This window comes from [Clostridium] ultunense DSM 10521 (assembly GCF_000511955.1).
In the GTDB taxonomy this organism is placed as follows: domain Bacteria; phylum Bacillota; class Clostridia; order Tissierellales; family Tepidimicrobiaceae; genus Schnuerera; species Schnuerera ultunensis.
The window spans coordinates 423,502-448,533 of record NZ_AZSU01000003.1; the positions used below are offsets into that span (position 1 = coordinate 423,502).

Annotated in this window: 27 protein-coding genes; 3 read left to right on the forward strand and 24 right to left on the reverse strand. The window is 32.1% G+C overall.

Annotated features, from left to right (window positions below):
- Positions 1 to 5: 5 nt before the first annotated feature.
- From mraY to CUL_RS0109330, 9 genes are all read right to left on the reverse strand, one after another.
- On the reverse strand, positions 6 to 971 hold the full coding sequence (mraY, locus tag CUL_RS0109290; RefSeq protein ID WP_005585902.1) for a phospho-N-acetylmuramoyl-pentapeptide-transferase: 966 nt from the start codon (positions 969 to 971) through the stop codon (positions 6 to 8).
- Between the two features lie 30 nt (positions 972 to 1,001).
- On the reverse strand, positions 1,002 to 2,465 hold the full coding sequence (locus CUL_RS0109295; RefSeq protein ID WP_025641330.1) for a UDP-N-acetylmuramoyl-L-alanyl-D-glutamate--2,6-diaminopimelate ligase: 1,464 nt from the start codon (positions 2,463 to 2,465) through the stop codon (positions 1,002 to 1,004).
- 71 nt (positions 2,466 to 2,536) lie between these two features.
- Entirely contained in the window at positions 2,537 to 4,708 is a 2,172-nt protein-coding gene (locus CUL_RS0109300) for a penicillin-binding transpeptidase domain-containing protein (protein ID WP_025641332.1), read from the reverse strand.
- Between the two features lies 1 nt (position 4,709).
- Entirely contained in the window at positions 4,710 to 5,180 is a 471-nt protein-coding gene (locus tag CUL_RS18010; RefSeq protein WP_005585904.1) for an FtsB/FtsL family cell division protein, read from the reverse strand.
- Between the two features lie 28 nt (positions 5,181 to 5,208).
- Positions 5,209 to 6,141, reverse strand: coding sequence for a 16S rRNA (cytosine(1402)-N(4))-methyltransferase RsmH (gene rsmH, locus CUL_RS0109310; protein ID WP_005585905.1), 933 nt, complete (start codon positions 6,139 to 6,141; stop codon positions 5,209 to 5,211).
- 18 nt (positions 6,142 to 6,159) lie between these two features.
- Positions 6,160 to 6,591, reverse strand: a complete 432-nt coding sequence (mraZ, locus tag CUL_RS0109315; RefSeq protein ID WP_005585906.1) for a division/cell wall cluster transcriptional repressor MraZ — start codon at positions 6,589 to 6,591, stop codon at positions 6,160 to 6,162.
- Positions 6,592 to 6,814: 223 nt separating this feature from the next.
- Positions 6,815 to 7,549 carry a prolipoprotein diacylglyceryl transferase gene (gene lgt / locus CUL_RS0109320; protein WP_025641335.1) on the reverse strand — a complete coding sequence of 245 codons (735 nt, stop codon included), beginning with the start codon at positions 7,547 to 7,549 and terminating at the stop codon, positions 6,815 to 6,817.
- Positions 7,550 to 7,729: 180 nt separating this feature from the next.
- Positions 7,730 to 9,010 carry a M16 family metallopeptidase gene (locus CUL_RS0109325; RefSeq protein ID WP_005585908.1) on the reverse strand — a complete coding sequence of 427 codons (1,281 nt, stop codon included), beginning with the start codon at positions 9,008 to 9,010 and terminating at the stop codon, positions 7,730 to 7,732.
- Between the two features lie 95 nt (positions 9,011 to 9,105).
- Positions 9,106 to 9,573, reverse strand: a complete 468-nt coding sequence (locus CUL_RS0109330) for a YhcN/YlaJ family sporulation lipoprotein (RefSeq protein WP_005585909.1) — start codon at positions 9,571 to 9,573, stop codon at positions 9,106 to 9,108.
- Positions 9,574 to 9,756: 183 nt separating this feature from the next.
- Here CUL_RS0109330 and ychF point away from each other — a divergent pair, with 183 nt between their 5' ends.
- On the forward strand, positions 9,757 to 10,848 hold the full coding sequence (gene ychF, locus CUL_RS0109335) for a redox-regulated ATPase YchF (RefSeq protein WP_005585910.1): 1,092 nt from the start codon (positions 9,757 to 9,759) through the stop codon (positions 10,846 to 10,848).
- 27 nt (positions 10,849 to 10,875) lie between these two features.
- Here ychF and CUL_RS0109340 read toward each other — a convergent pair whose 3' ends face one another.
- From CUL_RS0109340 to nadE, 15 genes are all read right to left on the reverse strand, one after another.
- Positions 10,876 to 11,796: a DUF7916 family protein gene (locus tag CUL_RS0109340; RefSeq protein ID WP_005585911.1), complete on the reverse strand. Its 921-nt coding sequence runs from the start codon at positions 11,794 to 11,796 to the stop codon at positions 10,876 to 10,878.
- Positions 11,797 to 11,859: 63 nt separating this feature from the next.
- Positions 11,860 to 13,248 (reverse strand): N-acetylglucosamine-specific PTS transporter subunit IIBC, encoded by a 1,389-nt coding sequence (gene nagE / locus CUL_RS0109345; RefSeq protein WP_025641338.1) that lies wholly within the window; start codon positions 13,246 to 13,248, stop codon positions 11,860 to 11,862.
- Positions 13,249 to 13,369: 121 nt separating this feature from the next.
- A complete protein-coding gene (locus tag CUL_RS0109350) occupies positions 13,370 to 14,245 on the reverse strand; it encodes a PRD domain-containing protein (protein ID WP_005585915.1) in 876 nt (291 codons plus the stop codon).
- A 173-nt stretch (positions 14,246 to 14,418) separates the two neighbouring features.
- On the reverse strand, positions 14,419 to 15,204 hold the full coding sequence (locus CUL_RS0109355) for a family 1 encapsulin nanocompartment shell protein (RefSeq protein ID WP_051403550.1): 786 nt from the start codon (positions 15,202 to 15,204) through the stop codon (positions 14,419 to 14,421).
- A 15-nt stretch (positions 15,205 to 15,219) separates the two neighbouring features.
- Complete coding sequence (locus CUL_RS0109360) at positions 15,220 to 15,579, reverse strand: encapsulin-associated ferritin-like protein (RefSeq protein ID WP_005585917.1); 360 nt, start codon at positions 15,577 to 15,579, stop codon at positions 15,220 to 15,222.
- A gap of 338 nt (positions 15,580 to 15,917) precedes the next feature.
- On the reverse strand, positions 15,918 to 16,571 hold the full coding sequence (gene deoC / locus CUL_RS0109365; RefSeq protein ID WP_025641343.1) for a deoxyribose-phosphate aldolase: 654 nt from the start codon (positions 16,569 to 16,571) through the stop codon (positions 15,918 to 15,920).
- Positions 16,572 to 16,584: 13 nt separating this feature from the next.
- Complete coding sequence (gene pduL, locus CUL_RS0109370) at positions 16,585 to 17,157, reverse strand: phosphate propanoyltransferase (RefSeq protein ID WP_005585919.1); 573 nt, start codon at positions 17,155 to 17,157, stop codon at positions 16,585 to 16,587.
- Between the two features lie 74 nt (positions 17,158 to 17,231).
- The gene (aroA, locus tag CUL_RS0109375) at positions 17,232 to 18,518 is read right to left on the reverse strand and encodes a 3-phosphoshikimate 1-carboxyvinyltransferase (RefSeq protein WP_005585920.1); all 1,287 of its coding nucleotides are present in this window, start codon (positions 18,516 to 18,518) and stop codon (positions 17,232 to 17,234) included.
- On the reverse strand, positions 18,509 to 19,549 hold the full coding sequence (gene aroB / locus CUL_RS0109380; RefSeq protein ID WP_005585921.1) for a 3-dehydroquinate synthase: 1,041 nt from the start codon (positions 19,547 to 19,549) through the stop codon (positions 18,509 to 18,511). Before aroB ends, aroA begins: the two co-directional genes overlap by 10 nt.
- A gap of 4 nt (positions 19,550 to 19,553) precedes the next feature.
- A complete protein-coding gene (gene aroC / locus CUL_RS0109385; protein ID WP_236616452.1) occupies positions 19,554 to 20,678 on the reverse strand; it encodes a chorismate synthase in 1,125 nt (374 codons plus the stop codon).
- 69 nt (positions 20,679 to 20,747) lie between these two features.
- Positions 20,748 to 21,668, reverse strand: a complete 921-nt coding sequence (locus CUL_RS0109390; protein ID WP_005582036.1) for a restriction endonuclease — start codon at positions 21,666 to 21,668, stop codon at positions 20,748 to 20,750.
- On the reverse strand, positions 21,643 to 22,302 hold the full coding sequence (locus tag CUL_RS0109395) for a TIGR01906 family membrane protein (RefSeq protein ID WP_035143135.1): 660 nt from the start codon (positions 22,300 to 22,302) through the stop codon (positions 21,643 to 21,645). The genes CUL_RS0109390 and CUL_RS0109395 overlap by 26 nt, the downstream gene beginning before the upstream one ends.
- A 100-nt stretch (positions 22,303 to 22,402) precedes the next feature.
- Positions 22,403 to 22,576: a hypothetical protein gene (locus CUL_RS19295; protein WP_005582038.1), complete on the reverse strand. Its 174-nt coding sequence runs from the start codon at positions 22,574 to 22,576 to the stop codon at positions 22,403 to 22,405.
- 92 nt (positions 22,577 to 22,668) lie between these two features.
- Positions 22,669 to 23,412, reverse strand: coding sequence for a YebC/PmpR family DNA-binding transcriptional regulator (locus CUL_RS0109405; protein WP_005582039.1), 744 nt, complete (start codon positions 23,410 to 23,412; stop codon positions 22,669 to 22,671).
- A 55-nt stretch (positions 23,413 to 23,467) separates the two neighbouring features.
- Positions 23,468 to 24,208, reverse strand: a complete 741-nt coding sequence (gene nadE, locus CUL_RS0109410) for an NAD(+) synthase (protein ID WP_005582041.1) — start codon at positions 24,206 to 24,208, stop codon at positions 23,468 to 23,470.
- Between the two features lie 46 nt (positions 24,209 to 24,254).
- On the opposite strand from nadE, the gene CUL_RS0109415 reads away from it, so the two are divergent.
- Both CUL_RS0109415 and CUL_RS0109420 read left to right on the forward strand, forming a co-directional pair.
- The gene (locus tag CUL_RS0109415) at positions 24,255 to 24,683 is read left to right on the forward strand and encodes a sulfite exporter TauE/SafE family protein (protein WP_005582043.1); all 429 of its coding nucleotides are present in this window, start codon (positions 24,255 to 24,257) and stop codon (positions 24,681 to 24,683) included.
- Positions 24,680 to 25,027 carry a sulfite exporter TauE/SafE family protein gene (locus CUL_RS0109420; protein ID WP_005582045.1) on the forward strand — a complete coding sequence of 116 codons (348 nt, stop codon included), beginning with the start codon at positions 24,680 to 24,682 and terminating at the stop codon, positions 25,025 to 25,027. Before CUL_RS0109415 ends, CUL_RS0109420 begins: the two co-directional genes overlap by 4 nt.
- The last annotated feature ends 5 nt before the right edge of the window (positions 25,028 to 25,032 follow it).

Below are 25,032 nucleotides of genomic sequence, written 5' to 3' on the forward strand. Positions count from 1 at the left end.
TCCAATTAGTTTAAACTTGCCACGCCTATTAAACATAACATGACAGTAATGCTCCAAAATACAATCACTACTTTGGTTTCTTTCCATCCTTTTTGCTCAAAATGATGATGAAGAGGACTCATCAAAAAAACCCGCTTCTTTGTAAGCTTATAAGAAACAACCTGTATAATTACAGATAAAGCCTCAGCAAAATATATACCTCCCACTATCGGGATCATCAAAGGTAAATTTAATAATATAGCAATGGCGGAAACAGCACCACCTAAAGCCATAGAGCCAGTATCCCCCATAAAAATCTTTGCAGGATAAGCATTATATATTAGAAAGCCAAGACAGGCTCCAGTTAAAGCAGCCGAAAATATAGATATACTATCCATTCCCCAATTAAGAGCAACTAGCCCAAAGAAAGATAGAACTATTAAGGTAACTCCTGAGGCTAATCCATCTAGCCCATCTGTCAGATTTACGCTATTTACTGTGCCTACAACCACGAATGCTATAAAAGGTACATATAGGATTCCTAAATCCAAATATCTATTACTTAAAAAGGGAATAATAATCTTAGTACCAAGCATAGAGGTATTAGATTGATATATGGCTAACAAAGTAGCCAGTATTACCTGCCCAATTAGCTTTTGATAAGCCTTTAATCCTAAAGACCTTTTATTTATGATTTTCATATAATCATCGACAAATCCAATTAGTCCAAACCCAATAGTCGATATCAATAGTACATACATATCGCTATTCAGCAGCCCTGAACTTAACGTAGTTATTAGCAAAGCAATTATTATTATTATACCTCCCATGGTGGGAGTCCCCGATTTAGATAGATGAGTTTTTGGTCCGTCTTCTCTTACATTTTGACCAATATTTAGTCTTTTTAATATTGGTATTATAATAGGTCCTAATATGACAGTTATTATAAAGGCTATAATAACGATTCTAACAATATCTATATATTCAACCATTTATTTTCTCCTCTCTCGTGTCTATTGCTGTTATTTATCTAAATTTTTCAATATGTCTAATACTATTTGTTTTTCATCAAAGGAAATAATTTTATCTTTGATTATAGTATAGGTTTCATGACCTTTTCCAGCTAATAATATTATATCCTTTGGTTTAGCATTTAATAGAGCAAATTCTATTGCCTCTTTTCTATCAGTGATGGCTATATATTTTCCTTTTGCTTTTTCTACTCCTACTATGATATCCTTAATGATTTCATCTGGGTCCTCAAATCTTGGGTTATCTGAAGTAACTATACACAAATCCGCATGTTTTGCCACCGTTTCCCCCATAATTGGTCGTTTTGTCCTATCTCTATTACCACCTGCTCCAAAAATAACAACCTTTCTTCCCTCTGCAAATTGGTCTATAGTAGTTAAAACCTTCTCTAGTCCATCAGGGGTATGGGCAAAATCTATTATAACGCTAAAATCTTCATCTACTGGAACAATCTCAAACCGCCCTTTAATTCCAACCACCGATTCTATACCCATCTTTATAGAGGGTAAATCCACATTATAAGCGATACCACAAGAGGCTGCTGCCAATGCATTATATACGTTAAATCTACCCAATAAGTTTAAATTAATAGGAACGGAACCTTTTGGGGTATTTAAAGTAAAATTTACCCCCTTAATATGACAATTTACATCTGTAGCATATACATCCCAATTCTTTTCTATGCCATAGGTTATTATGGGTATAGAAATATTGATATCATCTAACATCCTCCTGCCAAAGGGGTCATCTCCGTTGATTATATTATATTTTTTTGTTCTATTAAATAGTTTTAATTTGCTATTATAATAATTTTCCATAGTTATATGGTAATCCAAATGATCTTCAGTTAAGTTGGTAAATATGCCTACTTGAAAATCCATATACTCTACTCTTTTTAAGTCTAAAGAATGGGAAGACACTTCCATGATACAATACCCAATATTAACGTCTACCATCTTCCTTAAATGTTCCTGTATAGTTAAGGATTCGGGAGTAGTATTTTTAATATCTACAACATTATCATCTATTATGGAACCTAAAGTTCCAATTAATCCTGCCTTTTCATAGTTCTTATCAAAAATGCTTTTTATTAGATATGTAGTTGAAGTTTTTCCATTGGTACCTGTTACACCTATTAAATCCAATTCCTTAGACGGTTCACTAAAATATTTAGAAGAAAATTTAGCTAAAGCTTCAATGGTATCATCAACTTTTATTAATGTAATATCATCTTTATCTATTTTAACATCCTTTTGTACTACTATACAATTGGCCCCTTTTCCTATGGCCTCATCTATATAGCTATGCCCATCTACGGTAAATCCTTCAATAGCTATAAACATATTGTCTTTAGATATCTTTCTAGAATCATGTTGGATTCCTTGGATATCAATATTTTTATTACCTTTTAAAATCTCACATTTATAACCATCTACTATAGTTTCAAGTTTCAATTTTACCCCTGCTTTCATTCTTATTAATATAATGAATTAAAAGGCAACTTTAAAAGTCGCCCTTAATAATATTACTCTTTCGTATCAGAAAATTCAACTTTAACATTATAATTTATATCAATTTCTGTACCTGGCATTGGATCTTGATCTGCAACTGCACCTTCTCCTTTAAATTCATATTCTAACCCTAATCCATCCAATATTTTAATTACATCTTCTCTAGTTTTTCCTTTAAGATCTGGCATAATTATTTTATCTTCCCTTTTATAATCTTCATCTAAATATAGATCAATTATAGAACCTTTAGTAACTTCACTGCCTGGCAGTGGAAATTGATCTATTACCATAGAGTCTTCAATAATATTAAAAGATTCCGTTGTATATTTAAACCCTAATTCAGATAATACCTTACCAGCTTCATCAATTTTCATATTTCGCACATCTGGGACTTTTTCAATATATTCAAATTGCTCCTTTTCTTCCTCAGTAAATTCTGGTTTGATCTCAAGGTAGGATAGGGTTTCCTCTATTATCTTAGCTGCTACAGGTGCAGCAACACTACCTCCATAATAAACACCTTCAGGTTCATCTACAATAACCAATACAGCTATCTTTGGATTAGAAGCTGGTGCCACTGCAACAAAAGAACCAATATACTTCCCAGGTGCATACTTCCCATCTATTATTTTTTGGGCAGTCCCAGTTTTTCCAGCAACCTTATATCCTGGTACATAGGCATTAGCACCAGTACCTTTTGAAACGACTCCTTCCATCATATCTAGCATTGTTTTAGAGGTATTCTTAGATATGACTTGACGTTTAACCTCTGGTTTGTTTTCTATTACAACATTACCTTCATTATCAATTAACTGGGATACTAGCCTTGGTTTCATAAGATTACCCCCATTAGCAATAGCTGAAACCGCGTTTATAAGTTGTATAGGGGTTACGGCTATTCCGTGACCATAGGACATAGTAGCTAAATTGACTTCCTTTATAACATCTACATTAGCAGGTATTATACCTCCTTGTTCACCAGTCAACTCTATATCGGTTTTTTCTCCAAATCCAAATGCTTTAATATATTTATAAAGTTTTTGTTTACCTAATTTTCTTCCCAAGTCTACAAAAACAACATTACAGGAATTTTCCACACCTTCTCTTAAAGTTTGAGCTCCATGAGGATTATACCACCTGGCACATTTTAATACCACTCCAGGTATATCTCTTATAAAACCATTACAGTAAAATTGAGTATCTACATTCACGACATTCTCTTCTAATGCTGCAGCAGCTACCACCAATTTAAAGGTAGAACCCGGTTCATAAGCATCATTAATAGCAAAGTTACGCCACATATCATACCATTTTTTTTTCACTTCTTCATCAGATAAACTTTCCCATTCTTTTTTCTCTTCTTCATTTATTGGTTCCCTTGGGTTATTTGGATTATATTGAGGTAAAGTTGTCATAGCTAATATATCTCCAGTATCTGGCTCCATAACAATTATAGAGACATTTTTAGCCTTGGTAGTTATCAAGGATTCCATAGCAGCCTTCTCGGCAAAATGCTGTATGGTCTCGTCAATAGTTAAAACTACATTTAATCCATCTTCAGCATCATAAATTCTTTCCCCATCATAGGGCATTTGCCTGCCTCGTGCATCTTCCGTTTTTACCCACCTACCTGGAGAGCCCGTTAGATATTTATCATAAGTCTTTTCAATACCGTATAAACCGTAATTATCTATATCAGTAAAACCAATAATATGACTTGCAAAATCTTCATAAGGATAGAATCTTTTGTTATCATCTACAATTTCAATTCCGGATAATTTTAAATTTCTTAAAGTCTTGGCTTCTTCTTTGGAAATCCATTGTTTTATTTTTTCCACATTGGTTTTTTTAGTAATCTTTTCATGTACTATCCCTTCATCCATTTCCAAAACTTCTGCTACCTGCTTAGCGGTATTTGCTGGATCTTTAATATCAGCAGGGCTAGCCCATACTGTATAGGAACTAACGGAAATAGCTAATTTTTTCCCATTCCTATCATAGATTATACCTCTTTTGGATTTTATTTCTATGCCCTTTGTCCATTGTTCTAAGGCTCCTTTTTTCAATTCTTCCCCTGTTGCAATTTGAATATACCCTAGCCTAACAATAAGGGAAAGAACCACTATTGTAACTACAATAAATATAAATATCAACCTTTTTTTTGAGACATTACTAGGTACTGTCAAATTAAACCCTCCTAAATAAACTCAGTACCAAATTGAAAACATTTTTAAATTGTTGTGCAATAGTAAATTCATCTGGCTCATTTAAATTATCTGAAAGAGCTAGTTCATCTACATCTAAATATACTATCTGTTCTTCTGTTGGATAGTCCATGCCAAGTTTTACTACTGCATCTTCCTCTATTTTAGAAGAACTCTTTATTGCTTCTAGTTCAGCAACTAGAATTTCCTTCTCCTTTTCCAATTCTATTTTTTGTTTCTCTAACTCTGTGATCTCCAACCTTATCTTAGTAATATTAGCGTACCTGTATAAAATAAACAAAGACAATATTAATCCAATCATTGCAATACCCATTAATGCTAATCTATATAGAGCCTTAGTCCTTTTCTTTCTTTTAACTACTTTTTTGTTTCTACTTTTTTCTGTTCTACTCTTTTCTGGGTAATAATCATATTCTTTTTTAACTACTAACAATTTATTCCTACCCCCTTTGTTTTAGAACTTAAACCCGTTCAGCAATTCTCAACTTTGAACTTCTAGCCCTAGGATTCCTTTCTATTTCTTCTGTATTTGGTATTATGGGTTTCCTTGTAATTATTTGAATCTCTTTTTCCTTATCACAAACACATATTGGAAACTCTGGTGGGCATATACAGTCCTTGTTTAATTCCTTAAATTCCTCTTTCACAATTCTATCTTCCAAAGAGTGAAAAGTAATAATACATAGCCTCCCGCCTTTGTTAAGCAATCTACACATGATAGGTATGCTCCTTTCCAATACATCTAATTCTTTATTTACTTCTATCCTAATAGCTTGAAAAGTTTTCTTAGCAGGATGGTGCCCTTCCATTCTAACCTTTTTAGGTATGGCTTTCTTAATGGTATTTACTAAATCTAATGTGGTATCAATAGGTTCCACTTTTCTTTCCTCTACGATAAATTCTGCTATGCGTTTAGCCCATCTTTCTTCTCCATATTCCCAAATAATTTTCTCTAATTCTATCTGCGAGTATTTATTCACTACATCCCATGCAGTAAAATCTCTGGTCTTGTCCATTCTCATATCCAATGGAGCATCTTTATTATAAGAAAAACCTCTTTCTTCCTGGTCTAATTGATGGGAGGATACTCCTATATCCAATAAAATTCCGTCTACCCTTTCAATTTCTAAATCCCTCAATATATCTTTAATATTTACAAAGTTGTTATGAACCAATAGGGTTTTATCAGAATAGTTCTTTAGAACTTCCCTCGCCTTTTTAATCGCGTTCAAATCTTGATCAATCCCAATTAGTTTGCCTGTTGTCAACCTTTTTGCTATTTCTAAAGAATGTCCTCCTCCCCCTAAAGTTCCATCTACATAGAAACCATCCTTTTTTATATTTAAACCATCTATTACCTCTTTTAATAATACAGGTATATGTTCAAATTCCAATTTTTTCACTCCCCTATATTAGATGCCTAATTCCGCCATTTTTTCAGCAATACTATCATAACTTAAGCTATCATCCTCATTGTAAGCAGTCCATTCTTCTTTACTCCATATCTCAATCCGTGCAGCAACGCCTATAATAATAGCATCCTTAATTAATTTGGCATGTTCCCTCAAATTACCAGGTATAAGTACTCTTCCCTGCCTATCTAATACACATTCGGTAGCTCCCGCAAAGAAAAACCTAACAAAGGCTCTAGCATCTCTATTGGTAAGTGGTAATGATCTTAGCTTTTCTTCAAGCATTTGCCATTCCTCTATAGGATAAACAAACAAACAGTTGTCTAGACCCTTGGTCATAATAAAATTTGAACCTAGATCTTCCCTAAATTTCGAAGGCATAATTACCCTACCTTTATCATCAATTGTATGTTGGTATTCTCCTATAAACATACCACTCACCCTTTATGTTTTTTATTACCCCACTTTGTACCACTTTACTCCACTTATTATTAATTCTATACCATTTCATTAATTCCTGCCATAGTTTTAAAATAATTTCTTTATTTTAATAGTTCTTAGGTACTATTTTTACATATTGTTTCTTTTTGTATTATTATTTGACAATTTCTTTATTCTTAAGCAAAAACAAAAAAAATAGGGGTTTCCCCTATTTTTATATAAGCTTATCTTTTCTCCTCTTTTTTAAATAATAAATCCCTAAAATCACTGATAGTAGGCTAATTAGCTGTGCCACTCTTATGGGTCCTAGCATTAGACTATCAGTTCTAAGCCCTTCCACAAAGAATCTGATAATAGAATATAATATCAAATATAATAGAAATACTTCTCCCGTAACTTTCGCTTTATTCCTCCTGTACCATAAAAGGAATAGAAAAACAAAAAAATTACCCACAGATTCATATAAAAAGGTAGGATGGACTTTCACCCCATCTATGATTATTCCCCAAGGCAAATCGGTAGGTGTACCATAGGCTTCTTGATTTATATAATTACCCCATCGCCCTATTGCTTGACCTAGAATTAAACTTGGTGCACATACATCTGCTACTGTCCAAAAGTCTATATTCTTTTTTCTAGTAAATACTACAGCTACTATGACAGCAGCTATAATTGCACCATGGATAGCTAGGCCTCCACCTCTAAAATGGAATATTTCCACTAGGTGGTCCTTATAATAGTCCCAGCTAAAAATAACATAATGTATTCTAGCACCAATTAGGGCTATTGGTATAGCGTATAACAAAAGGTCTATCATGGTATCTTCATCAATTCCCATTCTTTTAGCCTCTCTCAGTGCTAAAACAGTGCCTATAACTACTCCAAGAGAAATTAAAATACCATACCACATTACCTCTATACCAAAAATTTTAAAAGCTACTGGATTCATCTTAGTCACCTTCCCTATGATTATTGATATAGTTAGTATAGCATATAATTTCTCATTTACCCATAAAAAAACCATATAAAAATATATTTATAAAAAGGATACCTTTTTTCAAACTTATGTAAATCAAGTTCTTTTGATAATATCTCTTAAGGTAAAACTTACCTATTCTTTATAAAAATTTTATTTAAAAGAAGCTTGAAAACTTCTAAGAATATAAATGGTATCTAAAGTAAACATATTAGCAGCTTTAATTATTTCATCTCTCGTCACCTTATCAATATCATCTAAAATTTGACTATATCTTCTGTTGTCTTTAGTTAGTACCTTGTCAAAGAAAAATTCAGATATTAATAGATTGTTTTCTTTAATAGATTCAATAGATTGTTTAATAGATTCTTTTGAAATATTAATATCTTCTTGACTAAACTTTCCATTTCTTATTCGATGTATTTCATTTCTAATGGCTTTTATAACCTTTTCAATATTTTTGAATTCAATCTCACTATCTATTAAAATAAAGGATTTATATTTATACACCTTTGAATCAATACTGTTAACAATACCTTTAAGTTCCTTTAGACCTTTTAATAGTTTAGAATTAGGTCCACTACCTAATATTTGGTTTGTAATTAATAACCCATTGTATAGAGGATTTTCATAAGGGATTCCCGTTCTATATCCGATTACCAACCTACTTTTCGCTATATTCCTATCTTCATAGATCATATTTTTAGTCTGTATTTTTCCAGTTATATACTCCCTTTCAAATTCATAAATATTTCCTTTTTCAAAATTAAAAGCATCCTTTAGATAATCTTCTATATATCCTTTATATTCACCAACAAAAAATACTTCCATAGAACTTTGTGATAATATTTTAAGATATTGTTTATATAATGTATTATTATCTATACTATCTAAATCTTCTATATAGCCTAAAGGAAAAAGGCTATACTTTTCATTTTTATACATTTCTTCAATACATCTAGAAATGGAATAATATTTTAAATCCCTTTTCTTTTCCTTTATCAGTCTTTCCAAAACTTCTTTTCCCTCTTCTATATGTTGAGAACTAAAGACACCTTCCTTTAAATAAGGATTAAATATTATAGATTTTAAAAGATCTATCATTTCCAATATATCATTTTTATCCTTAATAGGATTAGGTTTTGATCCTTCTATAGTAAATCTAATTATTTGTTTTTCTCCCTTTTTATCTATATTTACACTCAGTTGGGGGTATAAAATTCCTTCTGTTGAATGATGAATAGCCATATTTGAATTCAATTCCCTCAAACCTTTTTTTAAAACTAAAGGTATTAAAGCATTTTTAGTTACCTGTTCCCTATCCAAAGGTAGTGTAAAATAAACGCTAAGTAGATTAGATTTAGATTCCTCCATACTAATTATATTTAGATTTACCCCCTTTGTAATATTGATTCTTTTAGACATTAAATTCATACAACATACCTCCTTGATCTCCATATTTTACATATAATAATCACACTTAATATAATTGTTATAAATAAAAACCCGGTCTTATGACGGGTTTTTATTTATTCCTTCTTTAATTTTTCAATAATCCTATTTATCTCCTTTACCTGCTCATCATAGGGTTTGCCATTCATCAAAGATAATATAACATTTTCAATTTGATCAAAGTTCTTTTTATTATCTGTTATTAGCACCTGTCTTATCATCGTATCATTTTCTAATACTGTATTTATTATCATTTCCTTCATATCATCTGTTAATTTAGAACCATCTGCCACCTCTATTCCAATGGCTACCACATCATTAAATATGATAGATGTAGCATTATCTATACCATATAGATTTACTACTAAATCTGAAATATTTTCTGAACGGATTAAAATATCCTGGTCCTTTCCTCCAACATCCACGATTATTTCTTCTTCATTTTCTTCCCCCACTCTGTCTTCCTTAACACATCCAGCTATAACACTGACCATAATCAATAAGATCAATAATAGTTTTATTAAGAATAAATTTCTCCCTCTCATTAACTAAACCTCCTCTCACCATATAGTTTTTCAATAATAGAAAAATTTATTACAAAAACCTTAATAGAATTAGTATTAATCTAATATCCTATTAATTTAATCTTACTTAGTGTTGAATTCAACTATTATATAATATATAATAGTTTTTGTTCAAAGTTTATGGATTGTGAAAGGAAGATTTTAATGAAATTAGGAATTGTTGGACTACCGAATGTAGGAAAAAGTACTTTGTTTAATGCACTAACATCTGCTAAAGCAGAAGCAGAAAATTATCCTTTTTGTACTATAGAACCCAATATTGGCATAGTATCTGTTCCAGATAAAAGACTAGATATATTAGCTAATTTAGTAAAACCTGAAAAAATAGTTCCTGCTACTATAGAGTTTTTCGATATAGCTGGTTTAGTGAAAGGTGCTAGCAAGGGAGAAGGACTGGGAAACAAGTTCTTATCCCATATTAGGGAAGTGGAAGCAATAGTCCATGTAGTTAGATGTTTTGAGGACGAAAATGTAACCCATGTGGAAGGAAAAATTAGCCCAGTAGATGATATTGAGATCATCAACTTAGAACTAATGCTCTCTGACTTAGAGATAATTAACAATAGGCTTCATAAAGTTGAAAAACTAGTTAAAGGAGACAAAACTTATAATAAAGAATTGGAATTATTAAAAATTCTAAAAGATTCCATAGAAAAAGAACAACCTTTAAGAAGTATTGATTTTTCGGATGAAGAAACCATATTGCTGAAAAACTTTAACCTATTATCCTTGAAACCCGTATTGTATGTTTGCAATATATCTGAAGAGGATTTACTACAGGGTGAAGATAATGAATATGTTAGATCTGTTAGAAAATATGCATTTGAGGAGAATTCCGAAGTAATTGTGGTTTCAGCAAAAATTGAATCTGAGATATCTCAATTAAATAGAGAAGAAAAAAAAGAATTTTTAGCGGAGTTAGGTTTAGAAGAATCGGGATTAGATAAGTTAATAAATGCTAGCTATGACCTTTTAGGCCTTATGAGTTTTTTAACCTCTGGTCCTAAAGAAGTAAGAGCTTGGACTATTAAAAAAGGTACTAAAGCTCCTGAAGCTGCAGGCAAAATACACTCAGATATAGAAAGAGGTTTTATCCGCGCAGAAGTTGTTAACTATAAAGATCTTATAGAATGTGGTGGAACTGCACAGGCAAAAGAAAAGGGACTTGTACGACTGGAAGGAAAAGATTATATAATACAAGATGGGGATGTGGTACTGTTTAGATTTAATGTATAAAACCGAGGGAAAGTTCATCCCTTGGTTTTATCTATTAATGGATCTTGCCATCCTTCTATAGGTATGCCGCTTCCCTTTAATTGCTATAGAATATATCATAATATTTTCAGGAGTGGCCATTCCTGGAGACATACCGCAATCACCTATGTGGTGAATATCCGTACCTGTCATTTTACTGTTCAATGCTATATTTCTGATAGTCCATTCATCAGCACCCTCTTGGGAGGTACCAATAGATGTCATGGCTAATCTTCCAAAGGAATGAACGTAATCGACTAGTTCTTTGACATAATCAACTGTCATTCCTGGCACAGTTCCTGGTGCAGGTATTAAAATTATATCGCTACCTGCTTTAATAAAATCCTTCACTAGTTCCTTGTTTATTATATTGGCACCCGCTTCTTCTATACTACCCGAGCCATGCATTTTACCTGATGCTATAATTATATGGTCTCCCAGAGCATATCTTATCTTATCTATGGCTTCAGCAATCTGCCTGTTAGTAACTCCTGTCCTGGGATTTCCAGTCAATAATACCATATCTACCCCTTGGCTTACTAACTTCTTTACATTTTCAACTGTTGCCAATCTCCCCTTTGGCAAAGTAGTTCTATCTTGGATTTTCACTTCTAAATCCACTGGCTCTAAATTAACCCCTATCATTCGACCTGTCAGTTTTTTTACAGATTCAATTATTTTAGAGGGATCTTCAGCAGGGATTCCTTTTATTATTGGATTGTCTACATCATAGATATTTAATAAAAGCATATCTGAACCAAAAGCAGAAGCCAACTCTACATTGCTTACATCCCAAAGCAGTGGTGGCGCTACACATATTATTTCACTAATTACTGTTCTTCCCTCGCCAGCCTTTATACTCAGTAGTTTTTCTTCTTTATTCATACTTCTAATATCAGATGCGTCTAAATCTAATATCCTTTTTACCATCCCTTTCCACCTCGTTTCTAAATTAAAGGAATATGGTGACTAAAGGTTAGTCACCATATTCTATTATTTTTTGTTTAATAGGTCTAAATTGTTCTTTATCTCATCGGCAATGATTTCAGCTCTAGTACCAATTATAACTTGAACATTATTAGCAGTAGGTTTTAATACTCCTGATGCACCAAGTTTTTTCAATTCTTCTTCTTTAATTAGAGAACTATCATTTACAACTAATCTAAGCCTAGTAATACATGCGCTAACTTCTTTTAAATTATCAACTCCACCTAGAGCATCTATATAGGCCAATGCTGCCCCACTCATTCCCCTTTCCTCTATTAGGTCATCTAGTCCCTCTCCTTCTTCATCTACCCTACCTGGAGTAGGTAAATCTAATTTCTTTATTGCAAAAGAAAATATTAGATAATAGATTAATCCGAATACTAATCCTACAGGAATTAGAAGCCATCCATTAGTAGCCAGCTTCATATAGAGAAAATAATCTATGGCACCAGCTGAAAAACTAAATCCATGTTTAATATTAAGCAAGTATGCAGCGGACAAAGCTAATCCTGAAAGTAATGCGTGAATAATATATAGAGATGGAGCTAAGAACATAAACATAAACTCAATTGGTTCGGTTATCCCTGTCAAAAATGAAGTAAATCCAACGGAAAACAGGGCTCCGCTAACCTCCTTTTTGTTTTCAGGCTTAGCTGTCTTATACATTGCCAAAGCTGCACCTACTAATCCAAACATCATAATTGGATAGAACCCAGCCATGAATATTCCTGCATTTGGGTCTCCTGCTAAGAACCGACCGTAGTCACCAGTTCTACCACCAAATTCTCCAAAGATAAACCAAACAATATTATTGATCACATGGTGCAATCCTACTGGAATTAAAAGCCTGTTTAAGAATCCAAATGCAAATACTCCTATTGCGCCTGCTCCTATCATCCAATTTGCTGCTGCATCTATTCCATTTTGAATAGGTGGCCAAATGTATCCAAATATAAGTGCTAAAATAATACAAATAAAACCTGTAACGATGGGAACGAATCTTTTCCCTCCAAAGAAACCTAGCCAATCTGGAAGCTTAATATCATGATATCTATTGTATAAGTTCCCTGCAACTATTCCTGCAATAATCCCTCCAAGTACTCCCATATTTATGGTTTCGTTAATAACATTTGCGCCTGCAGTTAAAACAAAGTAACCTGCAGCACCAGCTAACCCTGCAGCTCCTCCATTATCAAAGGCAAGGCCTACTGCTACACCTATGGCGAATATTATTGGAAGGTTGCCTAATATTGCATCCCCTGCTGCAGAAATAAATGGAATATTTAGCACATCATCCTGACCAAGTCTTAGTAATATACCAGCAATAGGTAGGACAGCTACTGGCAACATCAAGGCTCTTCCTAATTTTTGCAATTTCCCAAAGAAACCTCTCATTGAAAATACCTCCTTTAATTATATTTATTAATAATATAACCTCTATCCTCCTTTCTATTAAAATAAAAAAGCATAAGCAATTTAATACTTAATATTTGTATTAAAAAGCTCATGCCTGATCTTAGTCAGTAACACGCTTGGTTTCATAATTTGTTGTCTCTTTAATTCTTTCTATGTGTAGGGCCATATACCCGATTTCATCATCTGTTATAAAGATATTTTTCTCTTTATTTATATATACCCCAATTTTTTTTGCAATATCATAAGAGGCGCTAAATCTTTCTTTTATTATGTCCAGCAATGGATTTTCTATATATTTTCCCTTTTCCATCCTATTAATACTGGCCCTTAGGTGGTTTATTACTCTACTGTATATTAAACCGCTATTATCCAGTTTAACAGATAGTTCTTCTTCAATTATATTGACTAATGATTTCAAAAACTTAGTATCTTTTATGGTTTCGATTACCATTTTACTCTGTCTTGCTGAGTGAATGTGAAGAGCTATAAATCCAATTTCTGATTCAGAAATGAGAATCCCTAATCCATCTTTGATAATCTCTGCTGCTCTTTCCCCTAGTCCATATTCATTAGGGTATAAGGCCTTAATTTCATAGATGAAAGGATTATTTATAGTCAATCCCATTTTTATCCTATCTAATGCAAAACCAATATGATCTGCTAAAGCCACATGTATATTAGAATTTAATGGCCCCAATTCTCTTTCAGCTAAAGCTATAATTTCCTCAGTTAAACCTATTACTTTTCTATTAATATCTTTCACTAGTTGGTTATATTTAAGTTTGGTTTTTTCATCAAAAGCTGAAAAGGATTTTTCTATTTCATCCTCTCCTAATCTAACCCTTTTGCCATCCTTCTTGCCAAATCCAATCCCTTTCCCTACTAGTACTACTTCTTCTTTACTTGTCTCGTCTATAGCAATAACAACATTATTGTTTAGAGATTTGGTAATTAAGTATTCTTTTTTAGCTCTCACAATTTCACCTCCTTGCGTTAATGACTACAAGAAGAGTTGCTGAAAAAAGGCATAAGCCTATAAGTAGTCAAAAACTACTTATGTAGGTTTATGCCTGAAACTCAGTAACACGCCTATAAATTATTTATTTATATTTAAATTATATTCCCTATACAACTATAAGTCAAGCATAGTTATATTTTATAATTTACTATTATGCTTGGATCTAACACCCTGAAAGTAAAGGATTCTGTAATGAAGAATCTAACTTTCTTATTATCATTATATTGATATCCAATAGATAGATCCTCACCTATAGTTAGTTCTAAATCTTCGTGATCATAAGGTACTAACAATACTCCATCTACAACATGGCTATAGACAATTTTATGCCCAAGAAGATCTTCTATCCTTCTTTCTAATGGATAGCCCGTTTCCTTAGATATAATTCTCCTATAAGCTTCTTCTCCGACTATTAAAGTAAAGGGACCTTCTTGATACGCTTCCTTAAGCTTTATCAAACCCTTTGTAATGGAATCCATAATAGAATTAGGATCATTACCAAAATTTAAAATCTCTCCCTCTGCTGACTGAACTAGCCCTTTTATATGTGCACCTTCCAGACCATTATATACTGCATTTTCTTCAAAAAGTGCCATCTTTTTAGCCGCTTCTTCTAAAGGCTCATAATCAATATCCTTTGCGCCTCGGGTTATATTATCTAATTCCCATCTTTCCATTTCAAACTCAATTCTTGCTTCTGTTAAAGGCAAGACGTTATAGACTCCATAGCAAAGATCTCCATCTTCTTTTATATCCTCTAATCTTCCATTAGTTATTACATTGAAATCTCTGCCTTTAGGTCCTTCTACTTTAACTACCTTTCTTGCAGAAAGATAGGTTTTAAAAACTTCCATAAGTCTGTCTTCTATTTCTTGCCAAGCTTCTTTAGTTATTGGTGCAAGTTCTCTGTACAACATTTCCATTTCACTCCCTTATTTTAAATCCCCAACATTTAATCCAGATTTTCCTTCCATCTCTTCCTCTTCAGTTTCTCTACCCATTGCCTTTTCTTCGATACCAGCAATAGGTCCTTCAGTAAATAAGTAAGTTCTTAATTCTTGGTCCCACACAGGCATATTTCTTCTTAACCATTCTAATGTCATACATACATGTTCAATTTCTTCATCCCTATTGTGGGCCATAATAGCTTTTAATTCTTCATCATTAGAAGCTACAACTCTTTGATTATACCAATCTACAGCTTCTACTTCTTCTTTTAAACTATTTAAAGCCCTAACAATATCCTTAGCCTTCTCATCTAATAACTCTACCGGTTCATGATATTGACTCATTAAACATTCCCTCCTGTACTTTTATGCTATATTAATATTACCCAATAACTTCTAAAATAATCACTAATTAAACATAAGAGGGATTACCATTAGGTGTTTTAAAATTAAGAAAATCTTATTAAAATTCATTTAATGAAGTTAATTTTATGATGAAGCTATACTATCCAATAAATTATAAGGAGGGCTTCTATCGAAGCGTTTTTAGGGAAAATTTTCTTGAAACCAATTTATAGAAATTTTCATATTTATTAATATTTTAACAAGTGGCAACTTTCCTATTCCTTATAAAAAAAGCTAAATAGTTAAATAGTACTACTTAGCTTTTAACAAAATAATATTTATTTAGCTCCTTTAACTATATTTACCGAAGCACTAGCCCCAATCCTTGAAGCTCCTGCATCTATCATAGCCATTGCAGTTTCGTAATCTCTTATTCCTCCAGAAGCTTTAATTTGTAATTTGTTCCTTACAATTGTTTTCATTAATTTAACATCCTCTGTGGTGGCACCACCAGTGCTAAAACCAGTAGAAGTTTTCACAAAATCCGCACCAGCTTCCATTGCCATTTCACAAGCTATTTTCTTTTCTTCTTGGGTTAGTAGACAGGTCTCTATTATTACTTTTACAATAGCTTTATTTTTAGCTGCATACACAACAGCTCTTATATCATCCCTAACCCTATCATAATCTTTATTCTTTAAAGCTCCAATATTTATGACCATGTCTATTTCGTTAGCTCCATCTTCAATAGCTTTAGTAGTTTCATAGGCCTTAACTTCCTTAATACTAGCTCCTAAGGGAAAGCCAATTACTGTTGCCACTTTCACCTTTGAGTTCTCTAAAATTCCCTTAGCCAATTTTACATAAAAGGGATTAACACACACAGCTGCAAATCCATATTCTTTAGCTTCCTTGCATAGGTCTTTAATCATATTTTCTGTAGCTTCTGGACTTAGCAGTGTATGGTCAATCATAGAAGCTATCTTTTGCATTAAATCACCCCTACTATTTAATCAATTCCACCAAATCTCCATTTTTCACCCCAGCAGCATTGCCTTCTTCTATGTCCACATGCATTTCTAATGCGAAATTATCCTTTACCCTTACTAAAACATTTTCAAAGACTACAGATCTCATACCTTCAATCTTAACTTTAACTATATCTCCATCCTTAACTCCAAATTTCTCTCCATCTATTGTATGCATATGTATATGCCTCGCTGCAACTATTGTTCCTTCCTCTAGGTTTACTTCTCCTTTTGGGCCAACAACCTTAACTCCAGGAGTTCCCTTTATATCTCCTGAATTTCTAATAACAGGCTTAACTCCAAGTTTAAACGCATCAGAAACTGAAATCTCCACCTGAGTATTACTTCTTATAGGTCCTAAAACCCTGACTCCATTGATTGTTCCTTTAGGACCAACGATATCTACCTTTTCTTCACAAGCAAATTGTCCTGGTTGTGATAGGTCCTTGGTTTTAGTTAATTCATAGTTTTCTCCAAACAAAATATTTAAATCATCTTGACTTAAATGTATATGTCTATTAGACAATGCAATTGGTAATTTAGTGTCCATCCTAATTCCTCCCTCTAAAATTAAGTTTGTCTTCTTCACTAATTATATTAGTTTACAAATAAAAAATCAAACATCTATGATAAAAGCTTGAAAAGGGTATCATAAAAATTTGGATAAGAAATATTTACACATTCATGACCCTTGATCTTAGATTCTCCTTCTGCTCTTAAAGCTGCAATGGATAATGCCATAGCTATCCTATGATCATTATAAGAATTAAGGTTAGCAGGTTCTAAATAGCTTTTCCCCTCAATAATCATCCCATCTAGTTGTTCCCGTACATTTGCACCCATCTTCTTTAATTCCTTAGATATAGCTACTATTCTATTACTCTCCTTATACTTTAACTCCTCTGCACCTTCAATAATAGTAGTCCCCTCTGCTAATGAAGCTGCTACGGCAATAATAGGTATTTCATCTATTAAAGTCCCAACTATATCTCCATCTATTAATGTACCTTTCAACTTAGAATACTTCACTTGAACATCTGCAACTGGTTCATTATTTATATATTTTCTATTACAGACCCTTATATTAGCGCCCATTTTCTTCAATACCTTTATAATGCCAGTTCTTGTTGGATTAATACCAACATTCTTTATAACAATATTTGAACCCTTTATCAAAATAGCTGCAACTATAAAATATGCTGCAGAAGATATATCGCCGGGAATATAGACATTCTTTCCTGTCAAGGTACCCTTAGGATTTACATATATTTGACCTTTTTTGTTTACTACAGGATAGCCCAAATAATTTAGCATCCTTTCAGTATGATCTCGGGTCACTCTCCTTTCAATAATTCTAGTCTGGCCTTCAGCATATAGAGTAGCTAAGAGTATGGCTGATTTCACCTGAGCACTAGCTACTGGTAACTTATAATTAATCCCCTTTAGCTTATCCACAGATTTAGTTACCAATGGAGGATATCTATCTTCTTTGCCTTGAATAAAAGCCCCCATTTCCCTTAAGGGTATTATAATCCTATCCATTGGTCTATAGGTTAAAGACTCATCCCCTATTAAGATTGCTGAAAATTCTTGACCCACTAATATGCCACTTAAAAGTCTCATAGTAGTACCAGAATTACCACAATCAATAATAGAATTAGGTCTTTTAAGTCCTTTTATTCCTACTCCTTCTATATAGACTTTATCCCCTTCCTCTTTAATATTAACTCCCATTTTTTTGAAAGCCTCGACAGTCCTTTTCACATCTTCAGACATTAAAATACCCGATATTAAAGTATCTCCTTCCGCTATAGAACCTATCATTATACTTCTATGGGAAATAGACTTATCCCCAGGAACTATTATCTCTCCTATTAATCTATCTACTTTACCTCTGATAATCAAAACCATCCACCCTTTAAGCTACTAATAATTAATTCTTCATCTATATCATTAAATAAGTCTACTTGTCCTTTACCAGTAGGAAGAACAAAAGTTATTTTCCCGTCCACATTCTTCTTATCATTTTCCATAATTTTTATTAAGCTTTTAATCTCTTCAATATTGAATTTAATCGGCACAATAAGTTTTTTTAGAACTTTATAGATTTTTTCAAAATATCTTTCATCTATTAAACCTAATCCCTTGGCAATATGTGACTCATATATCATACCTAAAATTACTGCCTCCCCATGATTGAATTTATTAAATTTGTAGTAAGCCTCAATACCATGGCCAATAGTATGACCAAAGTTCAGTATCCTTCTTATACCTTCATCATACTTGTCCCTATATACTATATCCTTTTTAATTGCAACGGATCTATTGATTATATTTAAAAGTATATCTTCATCTTTTCTATATATATTTGAAAGATTAATACTAGTAAACTCAAATAGATTATAATCGGCTATTAGACCGTACTTAAATACTTCGCCTAAACCACAGATTATATCCCTATTAGACAGAGTTTCCAAAAATAATATATCTATTATAATCATATTTGGAAAATAAAATGAACCTATAACATTTTTGAGTCCACCATAGTCTATGCCTACTTTACCGCCAATACTACTATCTACTTGAGCTAAAAGGGTTGTAGGAATCTGAATATAGTTTATACCTCTTTTAAAGGTAGAAGCAACAAAACCTGCTATATCCCCTACTACCCCTCCACCCAAACCAATAATTAATGTATTTCTATCTATATTATTTTTTATCAAATTGTCGTAAATGGATAAAACAGTATATATAGATTTACTCTTTTCCCCTGGCGGAAAGGCATAGTTGTTATAATTGTACTCTTTTAGAGCCTCTTGTAAAGAATTATAATAGAGTCTATTTATATTTTCATCGGTTATAATATATAAATTGTTAATCCCTGTATCTTTTAAGTAACCATCTAATTTCCCCAACATATTCTTACCTATTTTTACATTCATATTATCACCTGTTTTTTAAGCTTTCCATATAATTGTTAAAATTTATTTTCATTTCTTCAATACTATCTCCACCAAATTTTAATTTCATTTCATTAGCCAGTATATAGGCAAGCATATTTTCCGCTACTATACTAGCTGAAGGAACCGCACAGACATCAGATCGTTCAAATTGAGCTAACACCTGTTCCTTAGTTTCCATATCAACAGTTTTTAAAGGTTTTTTCAATGTAGGTATAGGTTTCATAACAGCTCTGAATATGATATCTTCTCCATTAGATACGCCTCCTTCAATGCCTCCTGCATTGTTAGTTTTTCTATAATACCCTTCCTCGTCATGGTATATCTCATCATGAACCTGGGAGCCTAATCTGCTAGCTGTGGAAAAACCTAATCCAATTTCAATACCTTTTATCCCCGGAATACTCAATATACTACAAGCAATTTTTCCATCTAACTTTCTATCCCAACTTGCATAACTTCCTAGCCCTACAGGTATATTAGTCCCTATTACTTCAATAACCCCTCCTAAAGTATCTCCTTCCTCTTTAGCTTTCTCTATTTCTGCTATTATCCTTTTCTCTGCATTCTTGTCCAAAATTCTAACAACAGATTCATCTGCTCTTAATAGATCCTCCCTTTTAATATCAGTATAAATTTCTTTTGAAATTTTAATATCTCCGATCTGGATTATATGGCTAAATATATGGATATTAAATTCCATTAACAATAATTTACATATACTCCCTATAGCAACCCTCATAGCGGTTTCTCTAGCACTTGCTCTTTCCAAAACATTTCTACCGCCTTTTTGGTTATACTTTAGACCACCTGCCAAGTCTCCATGACCTGGTCTAGGTCTTGTTACTTCTACCAAATCTATATTAGTTCCCCTATTTCTAATCATGATGGATATTGGATTTCCTGTAGTATAATTCTTATTTATCCCAGATATAATCTGGATTTCATCCTTCTCAATAGCCATTCTACTACTTCTTCCATAACCTTTTTGCCTTCTATTTAGCTCCTTATTTATAAATTCTTTATCAAAAGGTATATTTGATGGAAAACCTTCTATTATGCCTACTAAAGCTTCCCCATGAGATTCTCCAGCTGTTAAATATCTAATCATATCATCACCTTCCATGAAAGAACTTCTACCTGTATAAGGAAGAAGTTTTAAGTATAATAATATTATAACCTATTCTATATAGTTCCTTTCTATATAATGGACCAAATTATATATCCCAATTATTATTCCAAAAGCAATAGATACAAATGACATAATTTTATAATATATGGGATAAGAAACAAAAGAAGAAACCAAGTATAGAACTATTCCCAATAAAATAAATTTATATATCTTATCTTTTCTGTAGAAACTTAATCTTTCTTTAATATTCCCTTTTCTATTCCTATACTTGTCGATTATTAGTTGTTCTATCTCTTCCTTTTTGGGAAATTCTTTAGTTTCTTTAAGCATCTTCTTTATTTCAACAAAATCAACTAAAAGATAATCTGTTTCATCTTTTACCTCATCTGTAAAAGAAGAGTTGGTTACAAGAATTCCCTCTTCAATTTTTTTGTTTTTCATCTCTTCAATATAATGCTCTAAATCCTTCAGAGAAACTTTATTTTCTAATGAACTTTTAAAACATTTGACTCCATAGATTTCTCCATTAACTTGGCCAATAAAGTTAATATGGCTATTATATTCAAAAAAATTAGTATTATAATATTTTTCGAGCAAATCTTTTATATATATTAGAAAGTCTCGATTACCATATTTGGCTATTTCATTAATAATCTGTTTATTTGCAATATCCTCATTTATGTCCTTTATCTTCCTATATCTAGTCCGACCTTTCCAAAGTATCAAAGTTATAATAAAGAAGCCAATTAATATTGAAGTAAGTACTAAGGATAAAATTATTTTTTTAGTAGAGTTGTAAATAGTAATTGCAAAAAATAAAGCTACAGCCAAGATTACAAAGATCCAATCCATTAAAGATGCATGAATGCTTTTCCCGTCTTTCATCCTGTTAGTATAATAACTATTTAGTATAATCTGTCTTCTAATACGTCTAAAATAATCCTTAAAATTTAATAACAATCCCTCCATTATAGTCCTTTCCTTTCTTCATCAATATATAACCAACTATTTGTATTATTGCCAATGTTAATAAAAAAAATAATATAATTCGGATGAATATACTGATAAAGAATTCTTCTGGCAACATCTGTATCAATAAATCTGTACTAGGATTCAATAACCATAGTTCGTTATCGAAAAAAATTAGATGGAAATAAGTAAAATATCTATTAAAATCTATCAAAGACGCTATAAATAGTAGTAAAAACACTCCCCACCATACAAAGGTTCCATAAAATAATGCATTTCCTAAGCTTTTGCCTTTCCTGTATATAATAAAAAGTATCATTGCTAATAGAGATAGAAAAAGTGAAATATTTTTCAATAGGAAACCGCCCTTAAAAAGTAATTGTACATCTTCCATATGCTCAATTTCCTTATCGTTAAAATAAGGTTTTAGAACTTGTCCATCCAATCCTTCTCTCAAGTATTTAAAAATCACTATAGTTATTTCTTCTAATTCTTCAATAGACCTTCCTGTTGTATCTGTAACATTGTATTTTTCATAGGAATCTATATATATGTTCTTATTGAATGTATTTATCTCAATACTTAACAATAAAAGGTAAAAAGGCAAAACTATTATCAATATAGCCATTAGCATTCTTTTCAAAATAATCCCCCCTTATCTTTATTATGCATTTTATGGATAATAAAGTCTATAAAAAAAGATTGAAAGATTACATTCTTTCAATCTCTTCAATTTATCCCATGGCTTTCTCTAATCGATCTAAATATTTAATGGGAAACATTCTTAGCAGTTCTTTATACTGTTCAACGGTAAGACCTTGTACTGTAGTATATATCTCTATTTTCCCATCTACATCGGCTTTTCTGAATCTTTCTTTTATTGATTCAAAGGTTTGGTTGACTACCATATATTCACTCCCTATATTCCTTTTTATATAACACTTATGAAATTATTATGTTTAAAGAAATATATTTTATACGGAGACAACCTTAATTTTTGTTACAACTCTAAATCATCAGGGATTTCCCAATTATGATAGATATCTTGAACATCATCATTATCTTCTAATACTTCTATTAGTTTTATCATGTTCTTAATATCATCATCATCATTTAACCCTGTTGTATTTTGAGGCAAAAATCCTAATTCTGCTACTGCAAATTCATAGCCTACTTCACTTAACGAATCCCTAATTTCATTAAAATCTTCTGGACTGGTAATGATTTCATAACCATCATCATCGCTGCTAAAATCTTCAGCACCTAAATCGATTACTTGAAGCATCAACTCTTCCTCATCTAATTTATCATTTTTTTCTATTGCTAAAATTCCTTTTCTATCAAACATAAAAGAAACACAACCCGATTGGCCTAAATTACCACCAAATTTATCAAAGGCATGTCTTATATCAGAAGCTGTTCTATTTCTATTATCCGTCAAACAGGATACAAATACTGCTATTCCTCCAGGACCATAACCTTCATATATAATATCCTCATAGCTATCGGCTCCCAATTCTCCACTGCCCTTTTTAATTGCCCTTTCAATATTGTCATTTGGCATATTGGCAGCTTTAGCCTTTTCAATAGCAGCTTTTAAAGCTGGATTATATTCAGGGTCTGCTCCCCCTTCTTTTGCTGCCACCATTATATATCTACCTAGTTTTGTAAATTCCTTAGCTCTTCTGGCATCTTCTTTGCCTTTTCTATTTTTAATATTACTCCATTTAGAATGACCTGCCATTTTAACTTCACCATCCTTAAATTATTGCTAATCCATTTTAACACAATATTGAAGATTAAACACTATAATTATTAATGTTTTGATAAAAAATTGGTGGAAATTTCCTCTTGTGTTCACTCGTCCTATTCATTTTTTCAATCTTTTCCACTATATTTTCAGGACCGGTATTATTTACAATATAATTGTCTAAAATATCATAACCAAATCCCATTTCATCTTCATCAGTTTGATTTTCCCACAAACCTGCTGTTGGTGGCTTTTCAATTATTATTTCAGGAATATTCAAATACCTAGCCATTTTCCAAATATCAGTCTTTGTAAAGGAGGCTAAGGGTAATAAATCTACTCCACTATCACCATGTTTGGTAAAATAACCAATAGTAAACTCACTTTTATTACTAGAACCCACAACCAGGTAATTGTAATTTTGTGCAAAATAGTATAATGTAGTCATCCTAAGCCTAGGTTTTATATTGGCCAAGGCTAGCTTATTAGTGAGTTTAATATTTACTGATTGGATAAATTGGTCATATACTTTTGAAAGATCTACCCTTTCAGTTTTTAAATCCAAACTTTCTGCAACCAGTAGTCCATGCTCTTCATCTATTGGATTGCTATGACAAGGCATAATAATCCCTAAAGAACTCATTGGAAAAGCTTTTTTAGATAATCCAGCCACTACTGCAGAATCAATACCACCACTTAACCCAAATACCAATCCTTTTCCACCGGCTTCTTTTACTTTAATTTTCAACCATTCTATAAGATCCTCACAAACTCTTTCAAGATTTTCCATCTTACTACCTCCAAGGTTTACACTTTTAAGTATAAGTTATGTATTTATGGTAAGATTAATAGTTAATAACATTAGATATTTAAACCTAATTAATTATACCATAAAGGAGTCGATTATGCATTCAAAACCTATTAAGTTGATTGGATTAGGATTAATAACAGGCGTGGTCAATGGATTGTTTGGCTCTGGTGGAGGAACCTTAGTAGTCCCTGCTCTAGTGTTTTTACTTGGAATAGAAGATTATAAAGCCCATGCAACGGCTATCTCCATAATACTACCCTTGTCACTAATCAGTTCCTTTGTTTATTTAAAAAATAAAATAATAAGGTTAGATATTTCATTAATTGTAGTATTAGGTGGAATTTTAGGCAGTGCTATAGGTGCAAAGCTACTAAAAAAAATTCCCATACCAATACTTAGAAAAATATTTGGCAGCCTAATTATCTATACTGCCATAAGGATGATAATTAAATGAAATTGTTCATAATCGGATTTTTTTCTGGAATAATTAGTGGTATGGGTATTGGAGGAGGTACCATTTTAATCCCTTCCTTAGTTTTTTTTAGCTCGTTAAAACAGCAAGAAGCCCAAGGAATAAATCTAATAGTGTTCATACCTATAGCCCTAGTAGCCCTAATCATCCATACTAAAGAAAAGAATGTAGATTTTAAACATGCTAAATGGATTGTTTTAGGAGGCATTGGTGGTGCTATTATTGGTTCAATTATAGCTATTAGAACAAACTCAGATTCCCTTAGAAAATATTTTGGTGTTTTTCTTCTTATCATTGGAATATATGAGTTTTTCAAAAAGAAATAGGTCTA

Coding starts and splice junctions, on each gene's coding strand:
- aroA (WP_005585920.1), bottom strand. CDS start 18,518: ATGGTTTTGATTATCAGAGGTAAAGTAGATAGATTAATAGGAGAGATA.
- CUL_RS0109390 (WP_005582036.1), bottom strand. CDS start 21,668: ATGGAGGGATTGTTATTAAATTTTAAGGATTATTTTAGACGTATTAGA.
- CUL_RS0109325 (WP_005585908.1), bottom strand. CDS start 9,010: ATGAATTTAATGTCTAAAAGAATCAATATTACAAAGGGGGTAAATCTA.
- nagE (WP_025641338.1), bottom strand. CDS start 13,248: ATGAGAGGTTTCTTTGGGAAATTGCAAAAATTAGGAAGAGCCTTGATG.
- deoC (WP_025641343.1), bottom strand. CDS start 16,571: ATGCAAAAGATAGCTTCTATGATTGACCATACACTGCTAAGTCCAGAA.
- mraZ (WP_005585906.1), bottom strand. CDS start 6,591: ATGTTTATAGGAGAATACCAACATACAATTGATGATAAAGGTAGGGTA.
- aroB (WP_005585921.1), bottom strand. CDS start 19,549: ATGAATGTAAAAATAGGTAAGAATATGTTGGGGAAATTAGATGGTTAC.
- CUL_RS0109355 (WP_051403550.1), bottom strand. CDS start 15,204: ATGTTGTACAGAGAACTTGCACCAATAACTAAAGAAGCTTGGCAAGAA.
- CUL_RS0109395 (WP_035143135.1), bottom strand. CDS start 22,302: ATGCTAATGGCTATATTGATAATAGTTTTGCCTTTTTACCTTTTATTG.
- pduL (WP_005585919.1), bottom strand. CDS start 17,157: ATGGACACTAAATTACCAATTGCATTGTCTAATAGACATATACATTTA.
- CUL_RS0109420 (WP_005582045.1), top strand. CDS start 24,680: ATGAAATTGTTCATAATCGGATTTTTTTCTGGAATAATTAGTGGTATG.
- aroC (WP_236616452.1), bottom strand. CDS start 20,678: ATGATTAGATATTTAACAGCTGGAGAATCTCATGGGGAAGCTTTAGTA.
- CUL_RS0109330 (WP_005585909.1), bottom strand. CDS start 9,573: ATGAGAGGGAGAAATTTATTCTTAATAAAACTATTATTGATCTTATTG.
- CUL_RS0109340 (WP_005585911.1), bottom strand. CDS start 11,796: ATGGTAAAAAGGATATTAGATTTAGACGCATCTGATATTAGAAGTATG.
- CUL_RS0109360 (WP_005585917.1), bottom strand. CDS start 15,579: ATGAGTCAATATCATGAACCGGTAGAGTTATTAGATGAGAAGGCTAAG.
- ychF (WP_005585910.1), top strand. CDS start 9,757: ATGAAATTAGGAATTGTTGGACTACCGAATGTAGGAAAAAGTACTTTG.
- lgt (WP_025641335.1), bottom strand. CDS start 7,549: ATGAATCCAGTAGCTTTTAAAATTTTTGGTATAGAGGTAATGTGGTAT.
- CUL_RS19295 (WP_005582038.1), bottom strand. CDS start 22,576: ATGGTAGTCAACCAAACCTTTGAATCAATAAAAGAAAGATTCAGAAAA.
- CUL_RS0109405 (WP_005582039.1), bottom strand. CDS start 23,412: ATGGCAGGTCATTCTAAATGGAGTAATATTAAAAATAGAAAAGGCAAA.
- mraY (WP_005585902.1), bottom strand. CDS start 971: ATGGTTGAATATATAGATATTGTTAGAATCGTTATTATAGCCTTTATA.
- CUL_RS0109415 (WP_005582043.1), top strand. CDS start 24,255: ATGGTAAGATTAATAGTTAATAACATTAGATATTTAAACCTAATTAAT.
- nadE (WP_005582041.1), bottom strand. CDS start 24,208: ATGGAAAATCTTGAAAGAGTTTGTGAGGATCTTATAGAATGGTTGAAA.